At 65.6% G+C, this 22,810-nt stretch carries 20 protein-coding genes and 2 pseudogenes; 8 read left to right on the top strand and 14 right to left on the bottom strand.

Translation table 11 applies throughout. The features are described 5' to 3' along the window. A pseudogene (locus tag E4Q23_RS16365) lies at positions 1-1,586 on the top strand (hypothetical protein); the annotation flags it as partial. Positions 1,587-1,784: 198 nt separating this feature from the next. Here E4Q23_RS16365 and xerD read toward each other — a convergent pair. The 4 genes from xerD to E4Q23_RS16385 form a co-directional block, all read right to left on the bottom strand. Continuing rightward, positions 1,785-2,699 (bottom strand): site-specific tyrosine recombinase XerD, encoded by a 915-nt coding sequence (gene xerD, locus E4Q23_RS16370; RefSeq protein WP_169067628.1) that lies wholly within the window; start codon positions 2,697-2,699, stop codon positions 1,785-1,787. Next, positions 2,686-3,183 carry a methylated-DNA--[protein]-cysteine S-methyltransferase gene (locus tag E4Q23_RS16375; protein WP_336511716.1) on the bottom strand — a complete coding sequence of 166 codons (498 nt, stop codon included), beginning with the start codon at positions 3,181-3,183 and terminating at the stop codon, positions 2,686-2,688. Before E4Q23_RS16375 ends, xerD begins: the two co-directional genes overlap by 14 nt. Continuing rightward, positions 3,184-3,741, bottom strand: coding sequence for a chalcone isomerase family protein (locus tag E4Q23_RS16380; RefSeq protein ID WP_169067629.1), 558 nt, complete (start codon positions 3,739-3,741; stop codon positions 3,184-3,186). Positions 3,742-3,814: 73 nt separating this feature from the next. Next, positions 3,815-5,071, bottom strand: a complete 1,257-nt coding sequence (locus E4Q23_RS16385; protein ID WP_169067630.1) for a glutamate-5-semialdehyde dehydrogenase — start codon at positions 5,069-5,071, stop codon at positions 3,815-3,817. 339 nt (positions 5,072-5,410) lie between these two features. On the opposite strand from E4Q23_RS16385, the gene E4Q23_RS16390 reads away from it, so the two are divergent. After that, entirely contained in the window at positions 5,411-5,665 is a 255-nt protein-coding gene (locus E4Q23_RS16390; RefSeq protein ID WP_169067631.1) for a hypothetical protein, read from the top strand. 35 nt (positions 5,666-5,700) lie between these two features. On the opposite strand, the gene holA is transcribed toward E4Q23_RS16390, so the two are convergent. From holA to E4Q23_RS16410, 4 genes are all read right to left on the bottom strand, one after another. Then, positions 5,701-6,705 (bottom strand): DNA polymerase III subunit delta, encoded by a 1,005-nt coding sequence (gene holA / locus E4Q23_RS16395; protein WP_169067632.1) that lies wholly within the window; start codon positions 6,703-6,705, stop codon positions 5,701-5,703. An 11-nt stretch (positions 6,706-6,716) separates the two neighbouring features. Beyond that, a complete protein-coding gene (gene lptE / locus E4Q23_RS16400; protein WP_248595512.1) occupies positions 6,717-7,367 on the bottom strand; it encodes an LPS assembly lipoprotein LptE in 651 nt (216 codons plus the stop codon). A gap of 19 nt (positions 7,368-7,386) precedes the next feature. Continuing rightward, positions 7,387-10,074: a leucine--tRNA ligase gene (gene leuS / locus E4Q23_RS16405; protein WP_169067633.1), complete on the bottom strand. Its 2,688-nt coding sequence runs from the start codon at positions 10,072-10,074 to the stop codon at positions 7,387-7,389. A 245-nt stretch (positions 10,075-10,319) separates the two neighbouring features. Beyond that, complete coding sequence (locus E4Q23_RS16410) at positions 10,320-10,664, bottom strand: hypothetical protein (protein WP_169067634.1); 345 nt, start codon at positions 10,662-10,664, stop codon at positions 10,320-10,322. Positions 10,665-11,157: 493 nt separating this feature from the next. On the opposite strand from E4Q23_RS16410, the gene E4Q23_RS16415 reads away from it, so the two are divergent. Further along, on the top strand, positions 11,158-11,412 hold the full coding sequence (locus tag E4Q23_RS16415; protein ID WP_169067635.1) for a hypothetical protein: 255 nt from the start codon (positions 11,158-11,160) through the stop codon (positions 11,410-11,412). Here the strand turns inward: E4Q23_RS16415 and E4Q23_RS24080 are convergent. Beyond that, a complete protein-coding gene (locus E4Q23_RS24080) occupies positions 11,400-11,897 on the bottom strand; it encodes a hypothetical protein (protein ID WP_248595513.1) in 498 nt (165 codons plus the stop codon). The two genes, E4Q23_RS16415 and E4Q23_RS24080, sit on opposite strands and share 13 nt — an antisense overlap. 127 nt (positions 11,898-12,024) lie before the next feature. Here E4Q23_RS24080 and E4Q23_RS24085 point away from each other — a divergent pair, with 127 nt between their 5' ends. Genes E4Q23_RS24085 through E4Q23_RS16440 form a run of 5 tightly spaced genes read left to right on the top strand, consistent with a single transcriptional unit; the run spans position 12,025 to position 18,402 of the window. Beyond that, positions 12,025-12,522 (top strand): ATP-grasp domain-containing protein, encoded by a 498-nt coding sequence (locus E4Q23_RS24085; RefSeq protein ID WP_336511717.1) that lies wholly within the window; start codon positions 12,025-12,027, stop codon positions 12,520-12,522. A 19-nt stretch (positions 12,523-12,541) separates the two neighbouring features. Further along, positions 12,542-13,954: an alanine racemase gene (locus E4Q23_RS16425; protein ID WP_248595514.1), complete on the top strand. Its 1,413-nt coding sequence runs from the start codon at positions 12,542-12,544 to the stop codon at positions 13,952-13,954. A gap of 1 nt (position 13,955) precedes the next feature. Next, on the top strand, positions 13,956-16,127 hold the full coding sequence (locus E4Q23_RS16430) for an urea transporter (protein ID WP_169067636.1): 2,172 nt from the start codon (positions 13,956-13,958) through the stop codon (positions 16,125-16,127). Then, a complete protein-coding gene (locus tag E4Q23_RS16435; protein WP_169067637.1) occupies positions 16,124-17,710 on the top strand; it encodes an ATP-binding protein in 1,587 nt (528 codons plus the stop codon). The genes E4Q23_RS16430 and E4Q23_RS16435 overlap by 4 nt, the downstream gene beginning before the upstream one ends. Then, complete coding sequence (locus E4Q23_RS16440; protein WP_169067638.1) at positions 17,707-18,402, top strand: response regulator; 696 nt, start codon at positions 17,707-17,709, stop codon at positions 18,400-18,402. The genes E4Q23_RS16435 and E4Q23_RS16440 overlap by 4 nt, the downstream gene beginning before the upstream one ends. Before the next feature lie 107 nt (positions 18,403-18,509). Here the strand turns inward: E4Q23_RS16440 and E4Q23_RS24090 are convergent, their stop codons facing one another. The 5 genes and pseudogenes from E4Q23_RS24090 to E4Q23_RS16460 form a co-directional block, all read right to left on the bottom strand. Further along, positions 18,510-18,809 carry an ATP-binding protein gene (locus E4Q23_RS24090; RefSeq protein WP_248595515.1) on the bottom strand — a complete coding sequence of 100 codons (300 nt, stop codon included), beginning with the start codon at positions 18,807-18,809 and terminating at the stop codon, positions 18,510-18,512. Between the two features lie 253 nt (positions 18,810-19,062). Further along, positions 19,063-20,076: pseudogene (locus tag E4Q23_RS24925) on the bottom strand (histidine kinase dimerization/phospho-acceptor domain-containing protein); the annotation flags it as partial. Beyond that, a complete protein-coding gene (locus E4Q23_RS16450) occupies positions 20,073-20,774 on the bottom strand; it encodes a response regulator transcription factor (protein ID WP_169067639.1) in 702 nt (233 codons plus the stop codon). The gene E4Q23_RS16450 and the pseudogene E4Q23_RS24925, both read right to left, overlap by 4 nt. A 70-nt stretch (positions 20,775-20,844) precedes the next feature. Continuing rightward, positions 20,845-21,657, bottom strand: coding sequence for a spondin domain-containing protein (locus tag E4Q23_RS16455; protein ID WP_169067640.1), 813 nt, complete (start codon positions 21,655-21,657; stop codon positions 20,845-20,847). Between the two features lie 291 nt (positions 21,658-21,948). Continuing rightward, positions 21,949-22,575, bottom strand: a complete 627-nt coding sequence (locus E4Q23_RS16460) for a c-type cytochrome (protein WP_336511718.1) — start codon at positions 22,573-22,575, stop codon at positions 21,949-21,951. Between the last annotated feature and the right edge of the window lie 235 nt (positions 22,576-22,810).

A 22,810-nucleotide genomic window follows, 5' to 3' on the forward strand; every position in this document is an offset into this window, starting at 1 on the left:
GTGGCGTCGATCTGGCCGATACCGCCATCGACCAGACCAATGACCGATTCACTGCCTACGTGGCCGACGAACTCTCCGTCGGTCGGGTGACCAATGACGGCTGGCAGGCTCAAGCCAATGGCACCCTGGTCCTCGGTGCCGACAGCCTGATCGACCTCGGAACGCTCGCCGGGCCGGCCACGCTCAACATCGGCTGGAACGAGTCCACCACCGATTCCGGCTTTCACCAGTATCTCAATCACAGCAGCGCCACCGGCCTGCTCGACGCCACCAACGGCGCCCTCAACGCCGAGCTCTCCGAACTCAATGTCGGCATGACCAGCTGGCGTGGTACCGCCAACGGTACCTTGATCATGGGTGACGACACCGCCATCAACACGCTCACGGCCAATATCGGCGTCGGCACCGGCGCCACCGGAACGCTGACCCTCCTCGACAGCTTCACCGGCACGTTCAACGCCGCCACCACGAACCTCGCCAACGGCCTGTTCGACTTCGGCAACAACACCCTGGAGGTTGGCGGCAGCGGGTCGATCGCGACGGGAACTTTCAGCCTGAGCGGTGGCCTGCTCTCGGGGACCAGCGTGAACCTCACCGCCGGTGGAAGCTTCGACTTTACCGGCGGTCGGCTGAACGTCACGGCTTTCAATGGCAGCTTGAACGAAGTCGGCGGCACGCTGGCGGCGGGCGACACGGCTGTCGGAACGACGACCGTCACAGGCGATTTCGGTCTGTCAGCGGCAGGTACGCTGGAGATCAATCTGGCAGGCTATGGAGCGGGCACGGGCTACGACCAGCTCGCGGTTACCGGTGCCGTCGATCTCGACGGAAGCGGTGCCGTCGGCGGCATGCTCGACCTGGTTCTCGATTTCGCCGCGCAGCTGAATGATCGCTTTGTCATCATCGACAATGACGGTGCCGATGTAATCGCGGGCACGTTTTTCGGGCTGGCCGAGGGCGACAGCTTGCAGAAGGAGTTTGGTGACCAGCTCTATTCGTTCGCGATCAGCTACGCTGGCGGCGACAACGGCAACGATGTCGAACTCACCGTGACCAGCATCATCGCCAGCCCCGCACCGCTGGCAATGACCACGTTCAGCGCCAGCGGCAGCCTAGGAAACTCGGTGATGAGCACGGACCTGGGCGACAGCCTTGTGCTGACGAAATTCGTCGCCGATGCCTATGCCGATGCCGCGCAAGGTGGGCCCGCTGCGCCGGCTCTTGACACGCTCGACGCCGAAGCAGGCGAAACTCCGCTCGACGGCATGCACACAGCGTCATTCATCGAGATCGTGCGCTTCGATACCCTGTTCGATGCGCTCAGCGATCTCGACGACGGAACTCAAGATCCCTTCGTCACGCCTTCGGTCGAAATCGGCGCCCAGATCGATCCTTGGCCGATTTCGCTAGCCTCCATCGGCGCTACCGTCGACGCTGCTGACGCCGTCGAGTTCGCATTCCCGGCCGGCGGCGGCACGCTTGACTTCCACGCAGCCGCGAGCGCTCCGGCGGACGTCTCCGCTGTACCGCCGCCCGAGTTCGCGACTGCCATGCTGCTCGGCAACGTCGACTTCGTGGTCATCTGATCCCGCGCACTGTCTGCCGTACCGCTCACACCGGTCGGCAGACAAGGTGGCGCCACGCTCGCAATGTCGGCGAAGGCCAAGCCTTGGGCTCCACCGAGCAACGCCACAAGGCTGTCGACTCGCGGCTCCTGGCCCCCGGACTCCGCCGCGCCTTGGTCAACCGCGTCCACCGCGCACCCTTCGTCGTCAGACCGCCGCTCAACCGCGCGGGTGGTGCTGCGCGTGCAGGCTCTTCAGCCTTTCGCGGGCGACATGGGTATAGATTTGTGTCGTCGAGATGTCGGAATGACCGAGCAGCAACTGCACGACACGCAGATCGGCGCCGTGATTGAGCAGGTGCGTGGCGAAGGCGTGGCGGAGCACGTGTGGCGACAGCCGCGCCGGATCCATGCCGGCGTGCAGCGCGTAGCGCTTGATCAGTTGCCAGAACGCCTGCCGGCTCATCGCCGCACCACGGCTGGTAAGGAAGAGGTCGTCACTCCGCCGTCCATTGAGCAGCGCCGGCCGGCCATTGGCCAGATGGCGGCGCAGCCAGTCGCCTGCCACTTCGCCAAGCGGCACGATGCGTTCCTTGCTGCCCTTACCGAAGACGCGCAGCACGCCCATGTCGAGATTGACTTCGTACACCTTCAAGCCGACCAGCTCGGAGACGCGCAGGCCGGTCGCATATAGGGTTTCGAGCATCGCCCGATCGCGCTCGCCGAGCAGGCTCTCGGTCGGCGGCGCCGCGAGCAGGCGATCGACCTGCAGCTCGGAAAGCACTTTTGGCAGCCGCGACGGCTGCACCGGCATGGCGATCTTCAGCGTCGGATCGCTGCTGCGCAGACCACGCGCGAGGAGGTGGCGATAGAAGCGGCGCAAGGTGGACAGGTAGCGCGCCTGCGAAGACGCACGCAGCGTTTGCGAGAGCGTGGCGACGAAACGCATCAGGGTCGCCTCGTCAATCGCGCACAGAGTGCCGAGACGCTGCTCGGCAAGCCAGGCGGCGAGTTGCAGGAGATCGCTGCGATAGCTGGCCAGCGAAGCCTTGGCCAAACCGTCTTCAAGCCACAGCGTGTCGCAGAAAGCTTCGATCTCGGCGAGATCGGCAGGCTCGGCGTCAGCAGCCTTCATGCGCCAGCAGCCAGCGCTTGACGTCGAGCAGGAAACCGCCATTCTGGCGCGCGAAACCGCCCAGCCCGCCGCCGGCCGCGAGCACGCGATGGCAGGGAACGATCACCGGAAAGGGGTTGGCGCCGCAAGCCTGGCCAACAGCCCGTGGCGCGTTGTGCAGCGCCTTGGCAATCTCGCCGTAGGCACGCGTCTGGTGCGTCGGGATGGCCGCGATCTGCTGCCAGACACGACGCTGGAAAAATGTCCCCGAGGGGCGCAAGGGCAGACCGAAAACGAACTCCGCATCGCCCAGGTAGGCGGTGAGCTGGCGCACGGTCTCGGCAGCCAGCGCGTTTTTCGGCGCCACTTCAGGGCTCGGCAGCAGGAAAACAATGCGCTGCACTTCGTCGTCGTCGCAGCGCACACCCAGGCAGAATCCGGGCGCGGCGATCAGCGCCTGGTAGTCGAGGCCATCACCCGACACGCGCGCAGCAATCGCCGTCACTCAGGAGGCCTTGCCGAGTAGCGCCTGTTGCAAATCGTCCTGTACCGGCTTGTTGCCCAGCCAGATCCTGAGCAGCGCCCGATAGAAATCCTCGCCGGCAATATCCTTTCCTTGCGCCTGCCCGTTGACCGTCAGGCGGGTACCGCTCGCCGGCAGCCAGTCGATCAGGATACTGGTCCCGGTCTTCGCTTCGCCGATCGCCAGCATGAGGTCGGAAAGCTGCTTCAAGCGGTCCTTGAGGCCGGCCATTTCGGCTTCGGAATGGTTCTTGGCCATGCCTTCCTGCAGGGCCTCGACGAACTGCTGGGCGGTGAGGTCGCGCAACAGCGTAATGGCAATCCGCTTGCCCCCCTTGGCCGCCAGAACCGCCTCGCTGTCAACGCTTTTCTCGGGCAAATAGAGCGCCATTGCATAGATCTGAAAGAAGGCCTTCTTGCGCAGGCCGGCACCATTGACCAGCAACTCGCCGTTGCCGACCTTGGTTTGATCGTCGAACTTGACGCCGGCTACTTCGACGGCGGTCGCCAATTGGGAGAATTGGCAGAACAGGGCGGCCATCGCCGCCAGCAGCAGTTTTTTTCATCACCTCATCCTCCTTGCCATTAGCGCTTGAGATTCTCCGTGACCTCGGTCAGGCACGCACCTCGCCATTGCCGAGAACAATCCACTTCTGGCAGGTCAACCCTTCCAGGCCGACCGGACCGCGCGCGTGGATTTTGTCGGTCGAAATGCCGATTTCGGCACCGAGACCGTATTCGAAGCCATCCGCGAAGCGCGTCGACGCATTGACCATCACCGACGCCGAATCGACTTCGCGCAGGAAACGCATCGCCGCCGTGTAGTTTTCGCTGACGATGGCGTCGGTGTGATGTGAACCGTAGGCATTGATATGTTCGATGGCTTCGTCGAGTCCGGCGACCACCTTGACCGAGATGATCGGCGCCAGGTATTCGCTGGCGTAATCTTCCTCGCTCGCCGGCCATGCCGTGGTGACGATGGCCAGCGTTTCCGGGCAACCGCGAAGCTCGACACCGCGCTCGGTCAACATGGCGCCAATCAGTGGCAACAGATCGGCGGCAACGGAACGCGCCAGCAGCAGCGACTCGGCGGTGTTGCAGGTACCGTAGCGCTGCGTCTTGGCGTTTTCGATGATCTGCAACGCCTTCTCCGGATCGGCTTGATCATCGACATAGACGTGGCAATTGCCGTCCAGGTGCTGGATCATCGGCACCCGCGACTCAGCCAGCAAGCGCGAGATCAGCCCCTTGCCGCCACGCGGGACGATGACATCCACGTACTCGCGCATAGTGATCAGATGACCAACGGCGGCACGGTCTGTGGTGTCTATCACCTGAACGGCGCTTGGCGGCAGCCCGGCGCTGGCCAGCCCTTCATGAACCAGGGCGGCAATTGCCCGGTTACTGCGGATGGCTTCCGAGCCACCGCGCAGGATCGCCGCGTTTCCCGACTTCAGGCACAGCGCGGCGGCGTCGGCGGTGACGTTCGGGCGGGCCTCGTAGATGATGCCGACAACGCCCAGCGGTACCCGCATACGGCCCACCTGGATGCCACTCGGGCGGAACTTGAGGCCACTGACCTCGCCGACCGGGTCGTCCAGCGCAGCGACCTGCTCGACGCCTTCGGCCATCGCCGCAATGCCTTTTTCCGAAAGGGTCAGGCGGTCGAGCAGCGCGGGTTCGAGGCCGGCAGCGATGGCGGCGGCCAGATCCTCGCGATTGGCGGCGACCAGAACACTGGCCTCGCGGCGAATGGCCGCGGCGATCGCGCGCAGTGCGCTGTTCTTGGCGTTGCTGTCGGCACGCGCCATGGCCCGCGAAGCCGCGCGCGCCTGCTGGCCAACGCTATGGATATACTGCTCTATGCTCATGAGGCTTTCCAGAATTGCAGAGGAGCCGATAAGTGCTCAATCAACGTTCAAAAAGCGCGCCAGGAAGCTGGCAACGCAGAAACTTGGAAACGTACACCAGGCCGCGGAAGCTGGCCTCTGCCACCCCGCCGACAAGACCATGCGGAGCGAAAAGGCTGGCACTGTTGCAGTGCAGCGAGGACAATGCAGGCCAGCGCGACGGCCAGCGCGAAGTCGGTCACCTGCCGTTTGCGGTCAAGTTGCGATTATAGGCATCGACGGTGCGCCAGGGTCAAGGGAACCACCGCAAAGAATTACACTCAGAGGGCTATTCCTCCCTCTCAACTACCTGCGTCGATCATGAAACGAAAACTCATTTTGCCAACGGAAGTGAAGGTTTGCGCCACCTGCAGCTACTGGGATGGAGAGCGCAAGGTCGATACCGAAATGCAGCTGGTCGTCGTCAGCGAAAGCTGCGTCGGCGAGTGTCTGGTGCAGAGCAAAGCTTCGCCCAGCCTCACCGAGGCCAGCGCAGAAAGCCAGGATTGCCTCTGGGAGCACCTGGCGCCGGACGAAGTCGCCCCCGGCGAGCGTGAAGGCGGCAGCGCCGCCTGAAATGGCGAGGGAGTCCGTCTCTCGGGCCGAAGAGTTCAGGCAACAGCGATGTTCAGACCAAGGCGCAGGAACTCGTCCCACACGTCGCCACTGGTCAGGCCCTTGATGATGCGGTCGATGCGTGCCGCCTGCGCCAGCGCCGCCCTCGCCCGCCCGCCATTCACGCGCTGCAATGCCTTTCTGATCTGCCCCTGGCGAGCGCCCCAGACGCGGGCCTCCTTCAACAGCTCGGGCAGCGGCTGACGCGCCTCGAGACCGGCGTTGATCTGGGCCAGGGCGCGCACCTCCTCGGTCAATGCCCAAAGCACCAGCGGCGGCGCCTCGCCCTCCTGCTGCAGACCATCGATGGTGCGCGTCAGGCGCAGCACATCACCCGCCAGCATCGCTTCACGCAGGCCGTCGAGGTCGTAGCGGGCGACGTTGAGCACCGCCTCGCGAATCTGCTCGAGGCGCAGCGCACCCGACGGGTAAAGGATTTCGAGTTTGAGAATTTCCTGATGCGCGGCCAGCAAATTGCCTTCGACGCGCTCGGCAATGAAGCGCAGGCCGGCCGCATCCGCGCTTTGCTGCTGACGAGCGAGACGAGCAGCGAGCCAGGCCGGCAGCTCGGCAAGCCCGGGCGGGATCAGTTTGACGACCGCTCCGGCGGCAGCCACGGCGCCGACCCAGGCGGCCTTTTCCTCGCGCCAGTCGGCGCCGGTCATGGTCACCAGCAGCAGCGCATCCGGCGACGGACGCGCGCAGTAGGCCTGGAGCGCGGCACCGCCGTCGCGCCCCGGCTTGCCAGTTGGCAACCGCAGGTCGATCAGCTTGCGTCCGCCGAACAAGGACATGCTGCCGGCGGCGTGGTAGAGATCGTTCCAGTTGAAAGCGCTGCCGGCAACCAGCACTTCGCGTTCGTCGAAGCCCGCCTGCCGCGCCGCGGCGCGGATCGCGCCGGCCGCTTCGATGACCAGCAGAGGTTCGTCGCCATAGACCAGATAGACCGGCTTCAGCTCGCGCTGGAGCTGCGCCGCGAGATGTTCGCCCTTGAGCTGCATCGGGCTCGCCGCTACCTGGCTAGCGCTGGCTTGGCGGGCGTGGCCCCATCCACCGCATCCACCGCATTCGCATCCACCGGCTTGACCAGCGCGGCCGCATCCCCTGGCTGCGCTGGAGTGCCCGGCTCGACCGCCGGCACCGGTTTGCCTGCCGCCAGGCGGCGCATCAACTGATGCACCAGGTCGTTCTCCATGTCGCGCCAGAGCAGCACCTCTTCCTGCTGTTTGGCGAGCACGTTGGAGTCGTCGTAGGTCAGGTCGCGGATCAGTTCGATGCTCCCTGGCGCGACCAGATCGCGGCCCTTGGCGTCGACCACGCGGTAGGGATACAGGTAGCGCAAGCGCAGTTCGCTGACCCGGCCGGTACCGGAAACCGAGAGGATGATGCGGTCACGATACTCGGAGCCGGGCTGGAAAGTGGCCTGCGCGTCTTTCGCGACCAGTGCCAGACGCGTCGTCGCGGAGGAACGAATGGCGCGCCGCAGATCGGCGCCGACCACCGAATATTCGGGCATCGCCAGGTAAATGCTTTCGTAAGGCAAAGAGTAGGAGCCGCGCAACTGGAAACCGCAAGCGGCAAGCAGGGTGATCATCGCCAGGAAGAGCGCACGCGTGGCGACACGAGCAGGGGCCCGCAAAGTGGGCGGCAGCGCCAGGCGCATCGGAGTCTCCCTCAAGCTTTCAAGCGACGATGTTGACCAGGCGACCGGGAACGACGATCAGCTTTTTCGGCGCGGCACCGGCCAAATATTTGGCCGCCGCTTCGCTGGCCAGCGCGGCGGCTTCAATGCTCGCCCGGTCGGCACCCGCCGGCACCCGCAGGCTGCCGCGCAGCTTGCCGTTGATCTGCAGCATGAGCTCGATTTCGTCCTGCACCAGGGCCTCTGCGTCGGGCTTCGGAAAAGCTTGCGAGCTGGCCGTGCAGCCGGGCCGCAGCGCCGCAAACAGCGCCTCGCAGACGTGCGGCACGATCGGGTTGAGCATCAGCACCACCGCTTCCAGCGTTTCCTGCCTGACGGCGCGCACGACGGCCGATTTTCCGGCGGGTTCTCCGACCGTTTCGCCGACCGTTTCACCGACCGTTTCGCCGCTCACCCGGTTATAGCCGTTGAGCAACTCCATCACCGCCGCAATCGCGGTATTGAACTGTTTGCGGCGACCATAATCGTCGGCAACCTTGCCGATCGTCTGATGCAACTGGCGACGCAAGGCCTTCAGTTCCGGCGACATTTCGCCGCGTTGCGCAGCGTCGATCGGCAGAACAGGGCCCGCCGAGACATGCTCGAAGACGATTCGCCACAAGCGCTTGAGAAAACGGAAGCCACCCTCGACGCCGGCATCCGACCACTCCAGCGACTGGTCAGGCGGGCTGGCGAACATGATGAACAGGCGCGCCGTATCGGCGCCGAACTGTTCGATCAGCGACTGCGGATCGACGCCATTGTTCTTCGACTTGGACATTTTCTCGATGCCCCCGACGCTCACCGGCAGGCCGTCGGCGCGCAGCGTGGCGCCGCTGGCGCGACCACGTTCGTCATGCACGGCGTCGACCTCGGCGGGGTTGATCCACTGTTTCTTGCCGTTGCCGTCCTCGCGGTAGAACGTCGGCGCGACGACCATGCCCTGAGTCAGGAGATGTGCAAAAGGCTCACCGAGCAAGTCCGTGCCCGACGAGGCCTCGCCGAACAGCCCGACGTCGCGCATCAGCTTGGTCCAGAAGCGCGCGTAGAGCAGGTGCAGAATGGCGTGTTCGATGCCACCGATGTACTGGTCGATGCCACCCTGGCACCAGTAGGCGACGCGCTCGTCGACCATCGCCTGATCGTTGTCCGGACAACAATAGCGCAGGAAGTACCACGAGGACTCGACGAAAGTGTCCATGGTGTCGGTTTCGCGCCGCGCCGGCTGGCCACATTTCGGGCAGCTGCAGGCGTGAAACTCGGGCATCGCACTCAAGGGCGAACCGGCACCGGTAATGGTCACGTCTTCCGGCAGAACTACCGGCAGGTCGGCGTCGGGCACCGGCACCTCGCCGCAGCTGGGGCAGTGAATGATCGGGATCGGGCAGCCCCAGTAGCGCTGCCGCGAAATTCCCCAGTCACGCAGCCGAAACTGGACTTTCTTCTCGCCCAGGCCCTTGGCCGCCAGATCGGCGGCGATGGCGTCGGTCGCGGCGGCGCAGTCCAGGCCATCGTAGTTGCCGGAGTTGACGCAACTGGCGCGCTGCTTGTCGGCGTACCACTCCTGCCAGCCGTCGAGCGAGAAAGTCTCACCGGGCACCGCAATGACCTGTTTGATCGCCAGACCATACTTCCGGGCAAAAGCGAAGTCGCGTTCGTCGTGCGCCGGAACGGCCATCACTGCGCCGTCGCCGTAACTCATCAGCACGTAGTTGCCAATCCACACTTCGACCTGCTCGCCGCTCAGCGGATGGCTGACGTAGATGCCGGTCGGCATGCCCTTCTTGTCGATCGTCGCCAGGTCGGCTTCAGCGACACCACCACGCTTGCATTCCTCGACGAAAGCAGCGATCCGCGGATCGCGCGCCGCCGCGTAGCTGGCCAGGGGATGCTCGGCGGCGACGGCACAGAAGGTGACTCCCATGATGGTGTCGGCGCGGGTGGTGAACACCCACAACTGCCCGGGCTCGCCGTCCAGCTCGTAGGGAAAGGCGAAGCGCACGCCGGTGCTCTTGCCGATCCAGTTCTTCTGCATCAGGCGCACCTGCTCGGGCCAGCCTTCGAGCTGCTCGAGATCGGCGAGAAGTTCCTCCGCGTAGGCGGTGATCTTCATGTAGTACATCGGGATTTCGCGCTTTTCGATCAGCGCCCCCGAACGCCAGCCACGTCCGTCGATGACCTGCTCGTTGGCGAGCACGGTCTGGTCCACCGGGTCCCAGTTGACCGTTCCCAGGCGCTGGTAGATCAGCCCTTTCTCGTAGAGACGGGTGAACAGCCACTGCTCCCAGCGGTAGTACTCGGGCGTGCAGGTAGCGATCTCGCGCTGCCAGTCGATGGCGAAACCCAGCCGCTTGAGTTGGGTCCGCATGTAGTCGATGTTGGCGTAGGTCCATTGCGCCGGCGGGACATTGTTCTGGATCGCCGCGTTCTCGGCGGGCATCCCGAAAGCATCCCAGCCCATTGGTTGCAGAACGTTGTAGCCGAGCATGCCGTGGAAGCGCGCCAGGACGTCGCCGATGGTGTAATTGCGCACGTGCCCCATGTGCAACTTGCCGGACGGATAGGGGAACATCGACAGGCAATAGTACTTCTGCCGGCTCGGATCCTCGATGGCACGCGCCGCGCCGCTGTCGTTCCAGAATTGCTGAGCGGCGAGTTCAACGTCCGCGGGCTGATACTTTTCCTGCATGGCCAGTAGGGGTCCGGAAATAGGCTGAAGCGCGAATTATACGCATAGTACGCATAGGCGCTGGGCCGTGCTCCGCTGCCGCGCCATCCTCTTGCAGGCCACGCGGCGTCGGCCGGGCGACTCTAGAGCCGGGCGCCGCAGACGGGTATGGAGAGCGGCAACGGTGAAACGGCGCGCAAGGAGCGCGCCGCTGGGGAAAGGACGATTTTCGAGAAGGGCGAGTGGCGTAGCGCCACTCAAGCCATTTAGACGGCCGGACCCTGGATGCGCAGCATCCTGTTGATTCCTGACTGAAAGAGCCTGGTGACGTTCTGTACGGCGAGCAGGTGCATGCTCGACATGCGGCTCTGGTGGCGCCACAGCCAGAAGACACAGTTCACGCTGGGCGTCTCGCGCACCAGAACGGAATTCCCCTCGGCTTCGGAAAGATCAATAAAACGTTCCACGGCCAGGCGGTAGTAATCCGAACTGTCGCAGCGGCCGGTCATTTCCTCGGCTTCTCCGGCGGCGCGGCGCCACAGTTTGAGCGCGAGATCCTCGCTGATACCCGTCTTGTGGGCGACCCACGGTAGGATTTTTGGTGCTTTCATGGTCTTGCTCCTGAGAATCTGGGGATGCCAGGCGCTGTCAGCTTGTGACCGAAACCTTATGAGATCGGCCATGTTGCAACGCAGCATCATTATAAAGCAATTCCCCCAGCAGAAAGTTGAGGGTTTCTTCTAAATGTCTCTCTCAAGCCATCGGATGAAGCTCCCGTTGTGGTCCCAATCCAACACAGTTGATGCAAAGCGGGGCAGACTTCCCCGTGCAAGGCGATGCGGGCAAGCAGGCTTTTTCTACCGCACCGCAACATCCGCTGCTCTTTGATTCGATTCCAGCTTAGCAGCGCCGCCGCCGCGTCAATGCGCATAAGTGCACATCACGGCAGAATGTGCCGGGATCTTGAGCGCTCCGGCCTTGCCCGCAGCACCAGCAACTCATCCCAGCTTCCTCCCAGATTTCTCCCCGGCGCTTACCAGATCGCTTTTCAGAATGGCTTCCACGGCTGGCGAACAAGGCCAGCACTCATCCGAGGAGAACAAAATGGAAACCCCGGCAACAAGAATCAGCCACCTCAAGGCGCTTGTCCTGAACGCCGACGGCCACGCCTTCGATACCCGGACGGGAAGAAGCTACCGCCTCAATCCGCCCGCCCAGGTCGCCCTGCTGATGATGCAGGACGGCAAGTCGCGGCCAGCGATCATCGCCGCACTGGTCGCTCTTTGCGAGCAGCCGAGCGCCGTCGTCGAAAGCGGTGTCGATGGCTTTTACAAGCAGATGGCGAGCTACCTATCATGAGCCACCCCGCCGAGCAGCAGCACTGGCTGGGCTGGAATGTGGCCATCACCGGCATCAACGCCCGCCCCGACAGTCCCGGCCCGGGCTGTGCGGTCGCCCGCTGCCTGCGCCACACGGCCGGCTTTCGCGGACGCATCGTCGGCCTCGCCTACGCGACGCTCGATGCCGGGCTCTACCTGCGCGAAAGCTGCGACAGCGGGCATCTGCTGCCCTACCCGGCAAGCGGCTCGACGGCCTTGCTCGAACGACTCGACGAAGTGCTGTGCCGGGATCGCATCGACGCCCTGCTGCCCTGCCTCGACGCCGAACTTCCCAACTTCATGGCCATCGAAGAGCCGCTCAAGCAGCGCGGCATCCGCCTCCTGCTGCCCCAGCGGGCGCAACTTCGCCGCCGCGACAAGGACCGCCTGCCCGCTCTTTGTGCCGACGCCGGTGTCGCCACGCCGGCCGTTCGTCGCCTCACCGACGAACGCTTCTTCGACCATTGCGGGGCCGATGGATGGCCTTTTCCGCTGCTGATCAAGAGCGTTTTTCTACGACGCCTGGATTGTTCATTCAGCGCCCGAAGCCCGCCAGCGCTACCGGCAGGTCGTCGCCACCTGGGGCTACCCGGTGCTGATCCAGAAATATGTCCACGGCGACGAGGTCAATCTCACCGCCCTGGGCGACGGCAGCGGCGCAATGATCGGCGAAGTGATGATCCGCAAGCAGGCGGTCACCGACAAAGGCAAGGCCTGGGCCGGCGTCGCCATCGACGATCCGGAACTGCAGGAGGCCGGGCGTCGCTTGTTCCACAGCCTCAAGTGGCGCGGTCCGCTCGAACTCGAAATGCTTCGCGAAGCCGCCGGCACTCTGCAGTTGATCGAAATCAATCCGCGCTTTCCGGCCTGGATCTATCTCAGCCACGGCGTTGGCCGCAACCTGCCGGCCGCTCTGCTCGCCTTGATGAATGGCGCACGGCCCGAACAGCTCGATCTGGCGCCGCCACGGCCGGGCACCAGCTTCATCCGTCACGCCCAGGAAACGATCGTCAGCCTCGATGAAATCGCCACCCTTGCGGCAAGCGGCAGCACCCTGCGTGCGTGTGCCCCCGCCAGCCTCGCCGCCTGAACCCGACAAGGAAAAAAGAATGCACAAGATGACCTGGGAAACGCCGCGCATGGCGCCCGTGGAACTGCAATCGCTGAACAGCTTCGGCCGCCGCCGCAGCCGTGCCGACAGCCAGTCGGAAATCGATGGCGTGCCGCTGGCGACGCTGGTCGAGCGCTACGGCTCGCCACTCTATGTCACTTCCGAGCAGCGCCTGCGCGCAAATATCCGGCGCATCCGCCAGGCTTTTACCGCGCGCTACGCGAAAGTGATCCACGGCTGGTCGTACAAGACCAACTACAACGGCGCGGTCTGCTCCATCCTCCACCAGGAAGGCTCCTGGGCCGAAGTGGTGTCGCGCTTCGAGTACGAGAAGGCACGCGCGCTTGGCGTGCCGGGAGAACACATCATCTTCAATGGCCCGAACAAGCAACGCCCGATTCTCGAACGGGCGACTGCCGAAGGCGCGTTGATCCACGTCGACCATGCTGACGAACTGGCGCTGATCGAAAGCATCGGCGAAGAACGCCGCAAGCGCGTGCCGGTGACGCTGCGCCTCAATTTCGAAACCGGTTACAGCGAATCCTGGAGCCGCTTCGGCTTCAATCTCGAAAGCGGCGCGGCCCGCGCCGCGATCAACCAGGTCAAGACGAGCGCGCATTTGCGCATGAACGGCCTGCATTGCCACATCGGCACTTTCATCCTCGATCCACGCGCCTACGCTGCGGCGGTAACGACGCTTTGCACGCTGGCCGAGGAGATCGAAGCCGACGGCACACGCCTGAGCTACCTCGATATTGGCGGCGGACTGCCGTCCGGCAATGCCCTGCAAGGCATCTACCTGCCGCCCGAGCAGGCCACGCCGGCTATCGAGGAATATGCCGAAGCCATCTGCAGTGCTTTCCTGGCAGGAACAAGCTACCGACTCGAGCGCGGTGAACAGCGCCCGACACTGATTTTCGAAAGTGGCCGCGCGGTCATCGACGACGCGCAGAGCCTGATTACCTCGGTGGTTGGTCGCAAGGAAACCGCCGACGGCCGCCCGGCCGCCATTCTCGACGCCGGCCTGAATGCCCTTTTTACCGCGCTGTGGTACGACCACCCGGTCAAGCTCGCTTCGCCAGCACGCGGCCAGCCGCGCGATACCGTGCTCTACGGACCGCTGTGCATGAACATCGACGTGCTACGGCACTCGGTGCAACTGCCGCCGCTGGCGGTTGGCGACCTGCTGCTGATCGCACCGGTCGGCGCCTACAACACCACCCAGTCGATGCAGTTCATCGAATACCGTCCGGCGGTGGTCCTGATCCACGGCGACCGTGAAGTCAGCCTCATCCGTGCAGCGGAAGATCTCGAGATCGTCTGCGCCCCGGAACGACTACCAGCGCATCTGGCGCAAACCGCCGCGGCAAGCGTCGCCCGCGTCGTTCCGCTGCGCATGACGGGAGGCTGAAATGCGCGCCCTGAGTGATGCACTGCGCAGCTTGCTGGACGCCTATGGCGCGCTGTTCCTGGCGCGCCAGCGCCTGGTTGGTGCGCTGGTCCTGGCGGCAACCCTGTGCGACCTGGCAACCGGCCTCTGCGGTCTCGCCGCCGGCGTCGCCGCGCTGCTTACGCGCCGCCTGCTGCTTTTGCCGGCCCTGCCTGGCGAGGCCGAGATCCTCAACGCCATCTACGCCGGCCTCGCCCTGGGCGCCTTCTACGCCAGCGAGCCGCGGCTGTTTGCTCTCGCCGCCTTCGGCGGACTGCTCGGCGTGCCACTGGCCAGCGCGCTGCGCCAAATACTCGCCGGCCCCTTCGGCGCCCGCAGCCTGCCGCTACTCGGGGCGCCTTTTCTGTGCACCGCCTGGACCCTGCTGGCGGTAGCCAAGGGCATCGCCCTGCCCCTGCGCACCGTTTGGCCGGCCTGGCCGCTGCTCCCCGACTGGGTCCCAGGCGAAGCCGCCGCGGCCGCTTTCTCGGCACTGTCCAGCATCGGCGCCTTGTTCTTTGTCGCCAATCCACTGGCCGGCATCCTGGTCATGACCGCGCTCCTCGTCGCCTCACGCATCCTGGCCCTGCTCGCCGTCGCTGGCGCCCTTCTGGCGAATCTGCTGCTCGCCCAGTTCAGCACGACGCCGGTGCCGGGTCTGGCGCTACTGGTCACCTACAATGGCGCCCTGGTCGCCCTCTTTGTCGGTGGCCTGCTCGCCGTGCCGACGCGACGGACGCTGCTGCTTGCCGCTGGCGCCGTACTGGTCGCCAGCGCGCTATCGGCCGGCATGCTGGCGCTATCCGCAGGCGTCGGCGTGCCGCCTTTATCGGCGCCGTTCGTGCTTACCGTGTGGCTGGCCAGCGCGGCACTGCGTGCCGAAAGCAGCGCCAGCTGGGGGCGCTTCTGGCTGGCGCTGCCGGCGTGCCCCGAGGAGAGCCTGGTCAACGCGCGCCTGGCCAGCGCCCGCGGACTGGCCAGCGGCAGCACCGCACTGCTGCCGCCATTCGCCGGCCGGATGAGTGTCTCGCAGGCGGTCGACGGCGCCCATACGCATCAGGGCGCCTGGCGCTACGCACTCGACTTCGTGGTACTGGTCGACGCTCAGAGCTATTGCCGTGCGGGTTCCAGGCTAAGCGATTTTCATGCCTTCAACCTGCCGGTGCTGTCCCCTGTCCGCGGCCACGTGGCAGCCATTCGCAACGACATCGCCGATAACCCGCCTGGAGAGATGAATCTGGTCGAGAACTGGGGCAATCACGTCCTCATCGACATCGGTGGCGGACTCTACGTGCTGCTGGCGCATCTGCGTCGGGGCAGCATCAAGCTTTCTCCGGGAGATAACGTGACGCCCGGTGTGCTGCTCGGTCGCTGCGGAAATTCCGGCCGATCGCCACAGCCGCATCTGCACATGCACGTCCAGCGGGGCGCGCGGCTGGGCTCGCCAACCGTCCCCTTTCATCTCGCGCACTGCCTGATCAACGGCCGGGAATATGCGTTCGACGGCCAGCCTCGCGAAGGTCAGACGGTCGAGGCGCTGACCGGTAACGACGCCCTGTCAACAGCCTTCGCGCCCCGACCTGGGCGCGAATGGTTGTTCAAATCCGGCGCCAAGGAGTGGCGGCTGGCCGCCGAAACCGGCCTGCTCGGTGACACCCGCCTGGTCTCCTCCGCCGGTGGCAGCGTACTGGCCAGCAGCGCCCGCAGCCTGCTCGCGCTGCATCAGCGGCGCGGCTCGCCGGATATGCTGCTGGATGCCTTCATCCTGGCCTTCGGAATGACGCCTTTTGCAGCACAAGCGCTGCGCTGGCGCGATGCGGCCGACGCATCGCTGTTGCCGCTGCCGCTCTCGCTGCGCCTTGCGCGGCGCTTGCGCCACCCCTTTGGCGCCAATCTCGACAGCCACTGCGAACGCCGCTGGGATGCCACTCGCCAACTCTGGCGTCAGCATTCACGGCACCGGCTGAGGACCGCCAGCGGTGAAATCGAAGCCGAGAGCTTTGGCTGGATCTCCGTAACGCGCGGTCCGGTAGCCTTCTCGCTGGTGATCGCCGGGCACACGCTCGCCAAAGCAGTGCTTGTCGGCTACGGCAATCGTGGCGATCATGGTGTCCCGGCCTGGTCGGCCGCCCTTCTGAAGACATCCGCCTCATGATCCGCCTGACCATACAACGCAAGGTTTTCCTGGCCACCTTTGCCCTGGCGACAGCCATGGCCCTGCTGCTGACCCTGCTCATGCGCTGGAATCTCGGCGACGGTTTCGCGCGTTACACGAGCGCCGCCGAGCTGGCACGCCTCGACGGCACGATCAGCAACATCGAAGCCGAATACGCCCGGCACGGCAACTGGGATTTCCTGCGCGCGGCGCCGGAGCAGGTCTGGCTGCGCTTGTCGCGCCCACAGAGGGAGAGCGGCCCCGATCGTCAAGGGCCCGAGCGCGCAGCGGGCTTTCCAGCGGACTTTCCACCGGAGCGGCAGCCGCCGCCGTTCGGGCCGGGGCAGGAGCAAGATCCGGGACCCGCAGCCCGCGGCGAAGGACCGCCACGGCCAGCAACGGCAGGCCCGCCGCAGGACAGCGGAAACCTCGGCACGGGGCCGCGGCAGGGTCGGCCCAACGCTCGCCCGCCGTTCGACGTTCTGCGCGTTGGCCCGCGCCTGGCGCTCGTCGATGCCGAGGCCAAGTGGCTGGCGGGAAGCGCCGCGACAGGCGGCGTCGGCGCGACCCGGCCGATCGTCTATCAGGGCAGCGTCGTCGGTCAGCTGAGCTTGCAGGCGGCGCAGTCCTCCGGAGACGAACTCGACGCCGCCTTCCTGGCCAGTCAGACCGAGAACATGCTCTTTTCCGGCCTGGCGGCACTGGGCTTCTCGCTGCTCGCGGCCTGGCTGCTGGCGCGCCATCTGCTGGCGCCGATCAGCGATCTGGCACGCGCTGCGCGCCAGATCGCCGGCGGCGCACTTGATACCCGCATCCAGGTGCGCAGCGAAGATGAACTGGGCCAGCTGGCAGCCGATTTCAATGACATGGCCGAGCGCCTCGGCCGCGTCGAAGAATCGCGCCGGGCCTGGATCTCGGAAAGTTCGCACGAGCTGCGTACGCCACTGGCCGTCCTGCGCGCCGAGATCGAGGCCATGCAGGACGGCGTGCGCACGCCCAATGCGGCAACGCTGGCCCGTCTGCACAAGCAGGTGCAGCAGCTGACGAAGCTGGTCGACGACCTGCGCCTGACCCTCGATCGCGAACCCGCCGAGGGGGCCATGGAACGTGAGTTGCTGGCCTGGGTAGCCCCGGTGGCAGTCCTCGAAGAGGCCATCGAAACTTTTCGTGAGCGTTACGACGCGGCCAATATCCGGCTCGACAGCGCGCAGCTGGTCGATGCCGGCTGGCAGATGCGCGGCGACGCCGGGCGCCTGCTGCAGGTATTCGGCAACCTGCTCGAAAACAGCTTGCGCTATACCCATGCCGGCGGTCAGCTGAGGATTGGCGCGCGCGCCAGCAAGCAACAACTGCTTCTCGAATTTGACGACAGTGCGCCGGCACCGCCCGCGGCCGCCCTGCCGCGCCTGTTCGAGCGCTTCTTCCGCGCCGAACCCTCACGCAGCCGGGCTTTCGGCGGCTCGGGCCTGGGCCTGGCGATCTGCCGAACCCTGGTCGAAGCGCACGGCGGCCAGATCAGCGCCACCCCATCGGCGCTCGGCGGCCTGAAAATCTGCATCGAACTCCCCCTGGAAAAACCATGAGCAAACGCATCCTGATCGTCGAGGATGAAACCGACCTCGCCCAGATCCTCGCCGAATACCTGCAGCGCGACGGTTTCGTCGCCACCACCATCGCCGATGGCCTGATGGCGATGGCCGCGCTGCGCCAGGCGCCGCCCGACCTGCTGCTCCTGGACCTGATGCTGCCCGGCATGGACGGCATTTCCATCCTGCGCGAACTGCGCAAGACCTCCGAGCTGCCGGTGATCATGGTCACCGCGCGCACGGAAGAAATCGACCGCCTGCTCGGGCTCGAACTCGGCGCCGACGACTACATCTGCAAACCCTACTCACCACGCGAAGTCGTCGCCCGCGTCAAGACCGTCCTGCGCCGCGCCCAGCCGACAAGCGCTGCCAGCGGCAGCGCAAGCGCAAGTGGATCACCGCTCGAAATCGACGCCGACACCATGCAGGCACGCGTCGCCGGCAAGAACCTCGACCTGACCCCCAAGGAATTCAGGCTGCTGCAGACCCTGGCCGGCAAACCGGGACGCGTCTTCTCGCGCGCACAACTGCTCGACGCCCTCTATGCAGACAACCTCGAAGTCTCCGAACGTGCCATCGATAGCCACCTGAAAAACCTGCGCAGGAAACTTGCCCCGGCCTTTCCCGACGAGGAGCCGATCCGATCGATCTACGGCGTCGGCTTCGCTTTCGAGCCGTTCCCGTCGTGACCGCAGCCGCGCGCACGACTGCCGCAGCGCCAAGCCGGTAATCCAGGGCCATCCGCTGATCGCCCCTCGCCCCTCGCGGGAGAGGGGGAGCTGCGGCTGACGACACCCTAAATCGCCTGCGCCTGCGCCAGCGGCAGCGCCAGGCAAAGGCGCGTGCCGCCATCCGGCGACGGCAGCGGTCGCAGGCTGCCGCCGTGCAGCGCGGCGACACGCTGGGCGATGGCCAGGCCGAGGCCGCCGATGCCGCCACTGCTGCGCCGGAGCGGGGGGTCGCGCAGCGACTGGCCATGTTCCAGGCGCAGCCATACTTCTTCGGGCAAACCGCCGCCGCCGTCCTCGACGGTGATCCGCGCCAGCCCCTTGTCGTGGCTGAGGCTGACGCGCACCGGCGGCAGTGCCAGGGGCATGGCGCAGGGCGTTGTCGATCAGGTTGGTGAGCGCGCGCTCGACGAGCTGCAGGTCGCCATCCAGTTCAAGGCTCCCCGGCGGTTCGCCAGCCAGGGTCACCGGCGGCGGCCCGCCGTTGACTGCGAATTTCTGCACCGCGTCGGTCACCAACTCGTCGAGCCGGAAGCGCTCGCGATGCAGCAACTGGTCGCTCGATTGCAGTGCCGCCAGTTCGAAGAGCTGCTGCGACAGGCGCCGCACCTTGTCGCTCTGCGCCAGCGCCGCGACGATGACGCGCTGGCCCTGCTCGGGCTCCGCAAGCGCCTTGCCGGCCAGGGCTTCGAGGTGGCCGTGCAGGGCGGTCAGCGGCGTGCGCAGATCGTGCGCGACGCTGGCCATGGTCTCGCGATGTGCGCTCGCCTGTTGCTGCTCGCGCGCGGCCTGGGATTCGATGCGTTCGGTCATTTCGTCGAAAGCGGCGCCAATGGCCTGCACTTCATCGCCAGCGCTCGGCGACGAACTGTGCCCGGCTGCGGCGGCATGCAGGGTGTGCAGGCTGTAGTCGCGCATGCGCCGGGCGAGACGATGCAGCGGCTGCGTCAGCCGACGCAGGGTAAAGGCGCCGACCGCCAGGGTCACCAGCAGACCCAGGCCGGCCACCAGAGCGGTACTCTGCCAGACGCGGCCCTGGCTAAGTTGCCCGCTGACCGCTTCGCGCGCCTGCCCGTCGAGGACGATGTACAGGTAGCCCGGCGGGCGGCTGTCGCCGGCACGCGGCGGGAACATCGCCGCGCTGAAGATGCGCGCCAGGCCCGAACCCATCGGGTCGCTGCCCCGCAAGGGCAAGGCGGCGCCACCCAGGAAGGCGCGCACCGGCCGCAGGTCGACCTGCTCCTGCTGCACCATGCCGGGGTCGCCGATGTAGGCCTGGACGCGACCGTCGGCGTCAAGCACGTAAACCTGGATGCCGGGGTTAACCACCATCAGCATCGACAGCAGCGCGTCGCGCGCCGCGCGGTCGGCCTGGTCGCGGTCGCTCACGGTAATCTCGGGCCAGTGTTCGACGATGTGCCGGGCCAGCCCGTGCGACAGGCGTTGCAGCGACTCCTGCTCGTCCTCGGCGGCGACGTGCCAGCCAAGGACGCCGACCAGCGCCCCGTAGGCGAGCAGGAGCAAGGCCATGGTCATCGTCAGGCGCGACGAAAATGACCGCCGCAAGCGTTCCGTACGTGGCGTCCGCCGCGCCGAGCGGGCAGCGTCGCCGCTCACGCTGTTTCCCCCGCTCATGGCGAAGTCGCTTCGAAACGGTAGCCGACACCCCAGACGGTGACGATGCGCCGCGGGTCGCGCGGGTCGTCTTCGATCTTGGTGCGCAGGCGGTTGATGTGCGAGTTGACCGTGTGCTCGTAGCCGTCGAAACCGGCGCCCCAGACGCGCTGCAGCAGTTCGCCGCGGCTGAAGGCGCGGCCCGGGTGACGGGCCAGGAAGTGCAGCAGATCGAACTCGCGCAGGGTCAGCGGCACGGCGGCGTCGCCGCGCAGCAGTTCGCGACGCACGGTGTCGAGGCGGAAAGGGCCGAAGCGTAACTCCGACGCCAGCGCCGGCGAGGCGCGCAATTGCTCGATGCGGCGCAGCAGGGCGCGCACCCGGGCAACCAGCTCGAGCATCGAAAACGGCTTGGCGAGATAATCGTCGGCGCCGAGTTCGAGACCGAGAACGCGGTGCGCCTCGGCCGAACGCGCGCTGAGCATGATCACCGGCACGTCGGCATGGCGAGCGCGCAGATGGCGGCAGACATCCCAGCCGTCAGCGCCGGGGAGCATCAGGTCGAGCAGCACCATGTCCCAGCGCTGGCGGTCGATGGCCGCCATCGCGCGCAGTCCGTCGGACTCCCGATGCAGGCGATAGCCGGCCTCTTCGAGGTGCAGGCGCAAGGCGCCGGCGATGGCGTCGTCGTCCTCGACGAGCAGCAGCTGCTCGTTCATGCGACTAGCGGCGCGGCGCGCTGCTGGCGCCGACGCCGGAGGACGACGGGAAGAGGGCCGGCGCTCGCTTTCACACGGGTGAGAGAGCCGAATCGGCGCTCTGTTTGCGGCGTCGGTGGCCGACCCAACCGATCGCGAGCAGTCCTGGCAGCATCAGTGCCAGGCTTTCGGGCTCGGGCACTGCCTGGAAACTGATGCGATAGATTTCGCTGCCCGCGCTGAGGGCGCTGTTGAGCATGTAGCCGGCAGCGGTAGTTTGCCCGTTGAAAGCCGACTCCAGCCCGGCGAAATCGAAACGGACGACACCGTTCTCCGCGGTACGGTTGGTCGCGACGCTGCCGACAACGAAGGCCGCCGCCTTGGGATCGGAAACTTCCGATCCGGCGTCCCAGATGTCGCCAGCGTACTGAACGATCGAGGTGATCGCCAGCTGGCCGGCAGCGTTGAACAGCCGGTATTGCATCGGCGAATCATTGCCGATGAAGTGATCGTTGCTCGGCAAGACCATGGCGGCAAAGGTGAAGAAAGGATTGCTGGTGGCGTCGATCATGAAAGTCGCACTACTGCTCGCACCGGGCAGCAAGGCGCCACCGATCGTGCCACGGGTCGCATTCGGTTCGGCGGCAGCGAACGCCGCCTGCCATTCGCTACCGCCACCGAGTTCGGCGACGGAAATAATCTCGGCGCCGGCCGCCTGGCCAATGTTGAAAGAATCGAAACTGCCGCTGCCGAAACCGACATGCAAGGGTGCAAAACTGATACCGCTGGTCGGAACGCGGTTTTCAATGGTCACCTTAATCTGTGCAGCGCCGGCACTGGCGCAAAAGGCCAGCGCGGCGGTGCCGGCAGCCAGGCGGAAAGGAATGGAAAGGCGTTCGTGCATCTGAGTTCTCCTCGAGGAAAGAAGCGCATGGGAAACGAGCCGGAAAACCCGAACTCGCACGAACGATGATAGGCAGCCAGTCTCCCCGAGTCCTCATCGAATGATCACGCAGCGGTGATCATTTCACCCAGCCGCGCTCGAGCGCGGCAAGATCAAGGGCAGCAGTCCGTACTCGCCGGAGATACTGGTGCCGCGCCATGCACGGATGCACGAAGGCAAGCCGACGCCGCGTGCGACGCCTCCCTCCCCGTTGCGTCATAGGCCGTGGTCAGCAAACGCAGGCCGAAAGTCTTACGGCAAGGTCGCGATGTACTCGGCAACCGCGTGCGCTTCCAGCTCCGTGAGCTTCGCGGCAACGGTGTGCATCACGGCATTGTCGTTGGTGCGCTCGCGCGTGTTGAACTGCTTGAGCTGGTCCTCGATGTAGCGCGGATGTTGCCCGGCCAGGCGCGGCAGTTGCGGCGTGCCGTGCCCCTGCTCGCCGTGGCAACTGGCGCAGGCAGGCAGGCCCGAGAAGGAGTTTCCCTGGCTGAAGATATACAGGCCGACGCCGAGCAGCGCCGCATCGCGCGATTTTTTCGCGGGCACGCTCTTGCTTTCGAAAAAGACACCCAGCGCCTGCATCTCGGCCGGCGTCAACTCCGCGGCCTGCGGCTTCATGGTCTCGCTCTTGCGCTTGCCGCTCTTGAAATCGGCGAGTTGCTTGGCGACGTATTCGGCATGCTGCCCGGCCAGGCGCGGGAAAACGACGCTCGCCGCTTCGCCCTCCTTGCCGTGACAAAGCGAGCAACGTTCGACGACGATTTGCTGGGCACGCGCCTGGTCCGCCGCACTGTCTGCCAGCGCGGGCAGCGCCGACAGAAAGGCCAAGGCGGCCACTACGCTCGCGCCGAACAGGGCACCATGCTTGTAAGCCAATTGAGTTCTCCTTTGCTTGCACAGACGCTGTGCACGGTGGCTGGATACTAACGGTCATGACAGTCGAGATACCCCGGATGATGAAAGTCATGACCGTTTCCCCTCTTCCCCGACCCTTCTCCCGCGAGGGAGAAGGGAGGTTTGTGAGTCGCGTGCGCGACTTTCACATTAACGGTCATGACACGTGGAGACACCCCAAATCATGAAAGTCATGACCCGTTTCCCTCTTCCCCCT

Source organism: Candidatus Accumulibacter phosphatis, from assembly GCF_012939955.1.
GTDB lineage: Bacteria > Pseudomonadota > Gammaproteobacteria > Burkholderiales > Rhodocyclaceae > Accumulibacter > Accumulibacter delftensis.

Bases quoted from the DNA above. Each gene is read 5' to 3' on its own strand.
- E4Q23_RS16415 (WP_169067635.1), top strand. From the start codon at position 11,158: ATGGAAACCCCGGCAACAAGAATCAGCCACCTCAAGGCGCTTGTCCTG.
- E4Q23_RS16440 (WP_169067638.1), top strand. From the start codon at position 17,707: ATGAGCAAACGCATCCTGATCGTCGAGGATGAAACCGACCTCGCCCAG.
- xerD (WP_169067628.1), bottom strand. From the start codon at position 2,699: ATGAAGGCTGCTGACGCCGAGCCTGCCGATCTCGCCGAGATCGAAGCT.
- E4Q23_RS16425 (WP_248595514.1), top strand. From the start codon at position 12,542: ATGCACAAGATGACCTGGGAAACGCCGCGCATGGCGCCCGTGGAACTG.
- E4Q23_RS16435 (WP_169067637.1), top strand. From the start codon at position 16,124: ATGATCCGCCTGACCATACAACGCAAGGTTTTCCTGGCCACCTTTGCC.
- leuS (WP_169067633.1), bottom strand. From the start codon at position 10,074: ATGCAGGAAAAGTATCAGCCCGCGGACGTTGAACTCGCCGCTCAGCAA.
- E4Q23_RS24090 (WP_248595515.1), bottom strand. From the start codon at position 18,809: ATGCCCCTGGCACTGCCGCCGGTGCGCGTCAGCCTCAGCCACGACAAG.
- E4Q23_RS16390 (WP_169067631.1), top strand. From the start codon at position 5,411: ATGAAACGAAAACTCATTTTGCCAACGGAAGTGAAGGTTTGCGCCACC.
- E4Q23_RS16380 (WP_169067629.1), bottom strand. From the start codon at position 3,741: ATGGCCGCCCTGTTCTGCCAATTCTCCCAATTGGCGACCGCCGTCGAA.
- E4Q23_RS16385 (WP_169067630.1), bottom strand. From the start codon at position 5,071: ATGAGCATAGAGCAGTATATCCATAGCGTTGGCCAGCAGGCGCGCGCG.
- E4Q23_RS16450 (WP_169067639.1), bottom strand. From the start codon at position 20,774: ATGAACGAGCAGCTGCTGCTCGTCGAGGACGACGACGCCATCGCCGGC.
- lptE (WP_248595512.1), bottom strand. From the start codon at position 7,367: ATGCGCCTGGCGCTGCCGCCCACTTTGCGGGCCCCTGCTCGTGTCGCC.
- E4Q23_RS16430 (WP_169067636.1), top strand. From the start codon at position 13,956: ATGCGCGCCCTGAGTGATGCACTGCGCAGCTTGCTGGACGCCTATGGC.
- holA (WP_169067632.1), bottom strand. From the start codon at position 6,705: ATGCAGCTCAAGGGCGAACATCTCGCGGCGCAGCTCCAGCGCGAGCTG.
- E4Q23_RS24080 (WP_248595513.1), bottom strand. From the start codon at position 11,897: ATGGTCGAAGAAGCGTTCGTCGGTGAGGCGACGAACGGCCGGCGTGGC.
- E4Q23_RS16410 (WP_169067634.1), bottom strand. From the start codon at position 10,664: ATGAAAGCACCAAAAATCCTACCGTGGGTCGCCCACAAGACGGGTATC.
- E4Q23_RS16455 (WP_169067640.1), bottom strand. From the start codon at position 21,657: ATGCACGAACGCCTTTCCATTCCTTTCCGCCTGGCTGCCGGCACCGCC.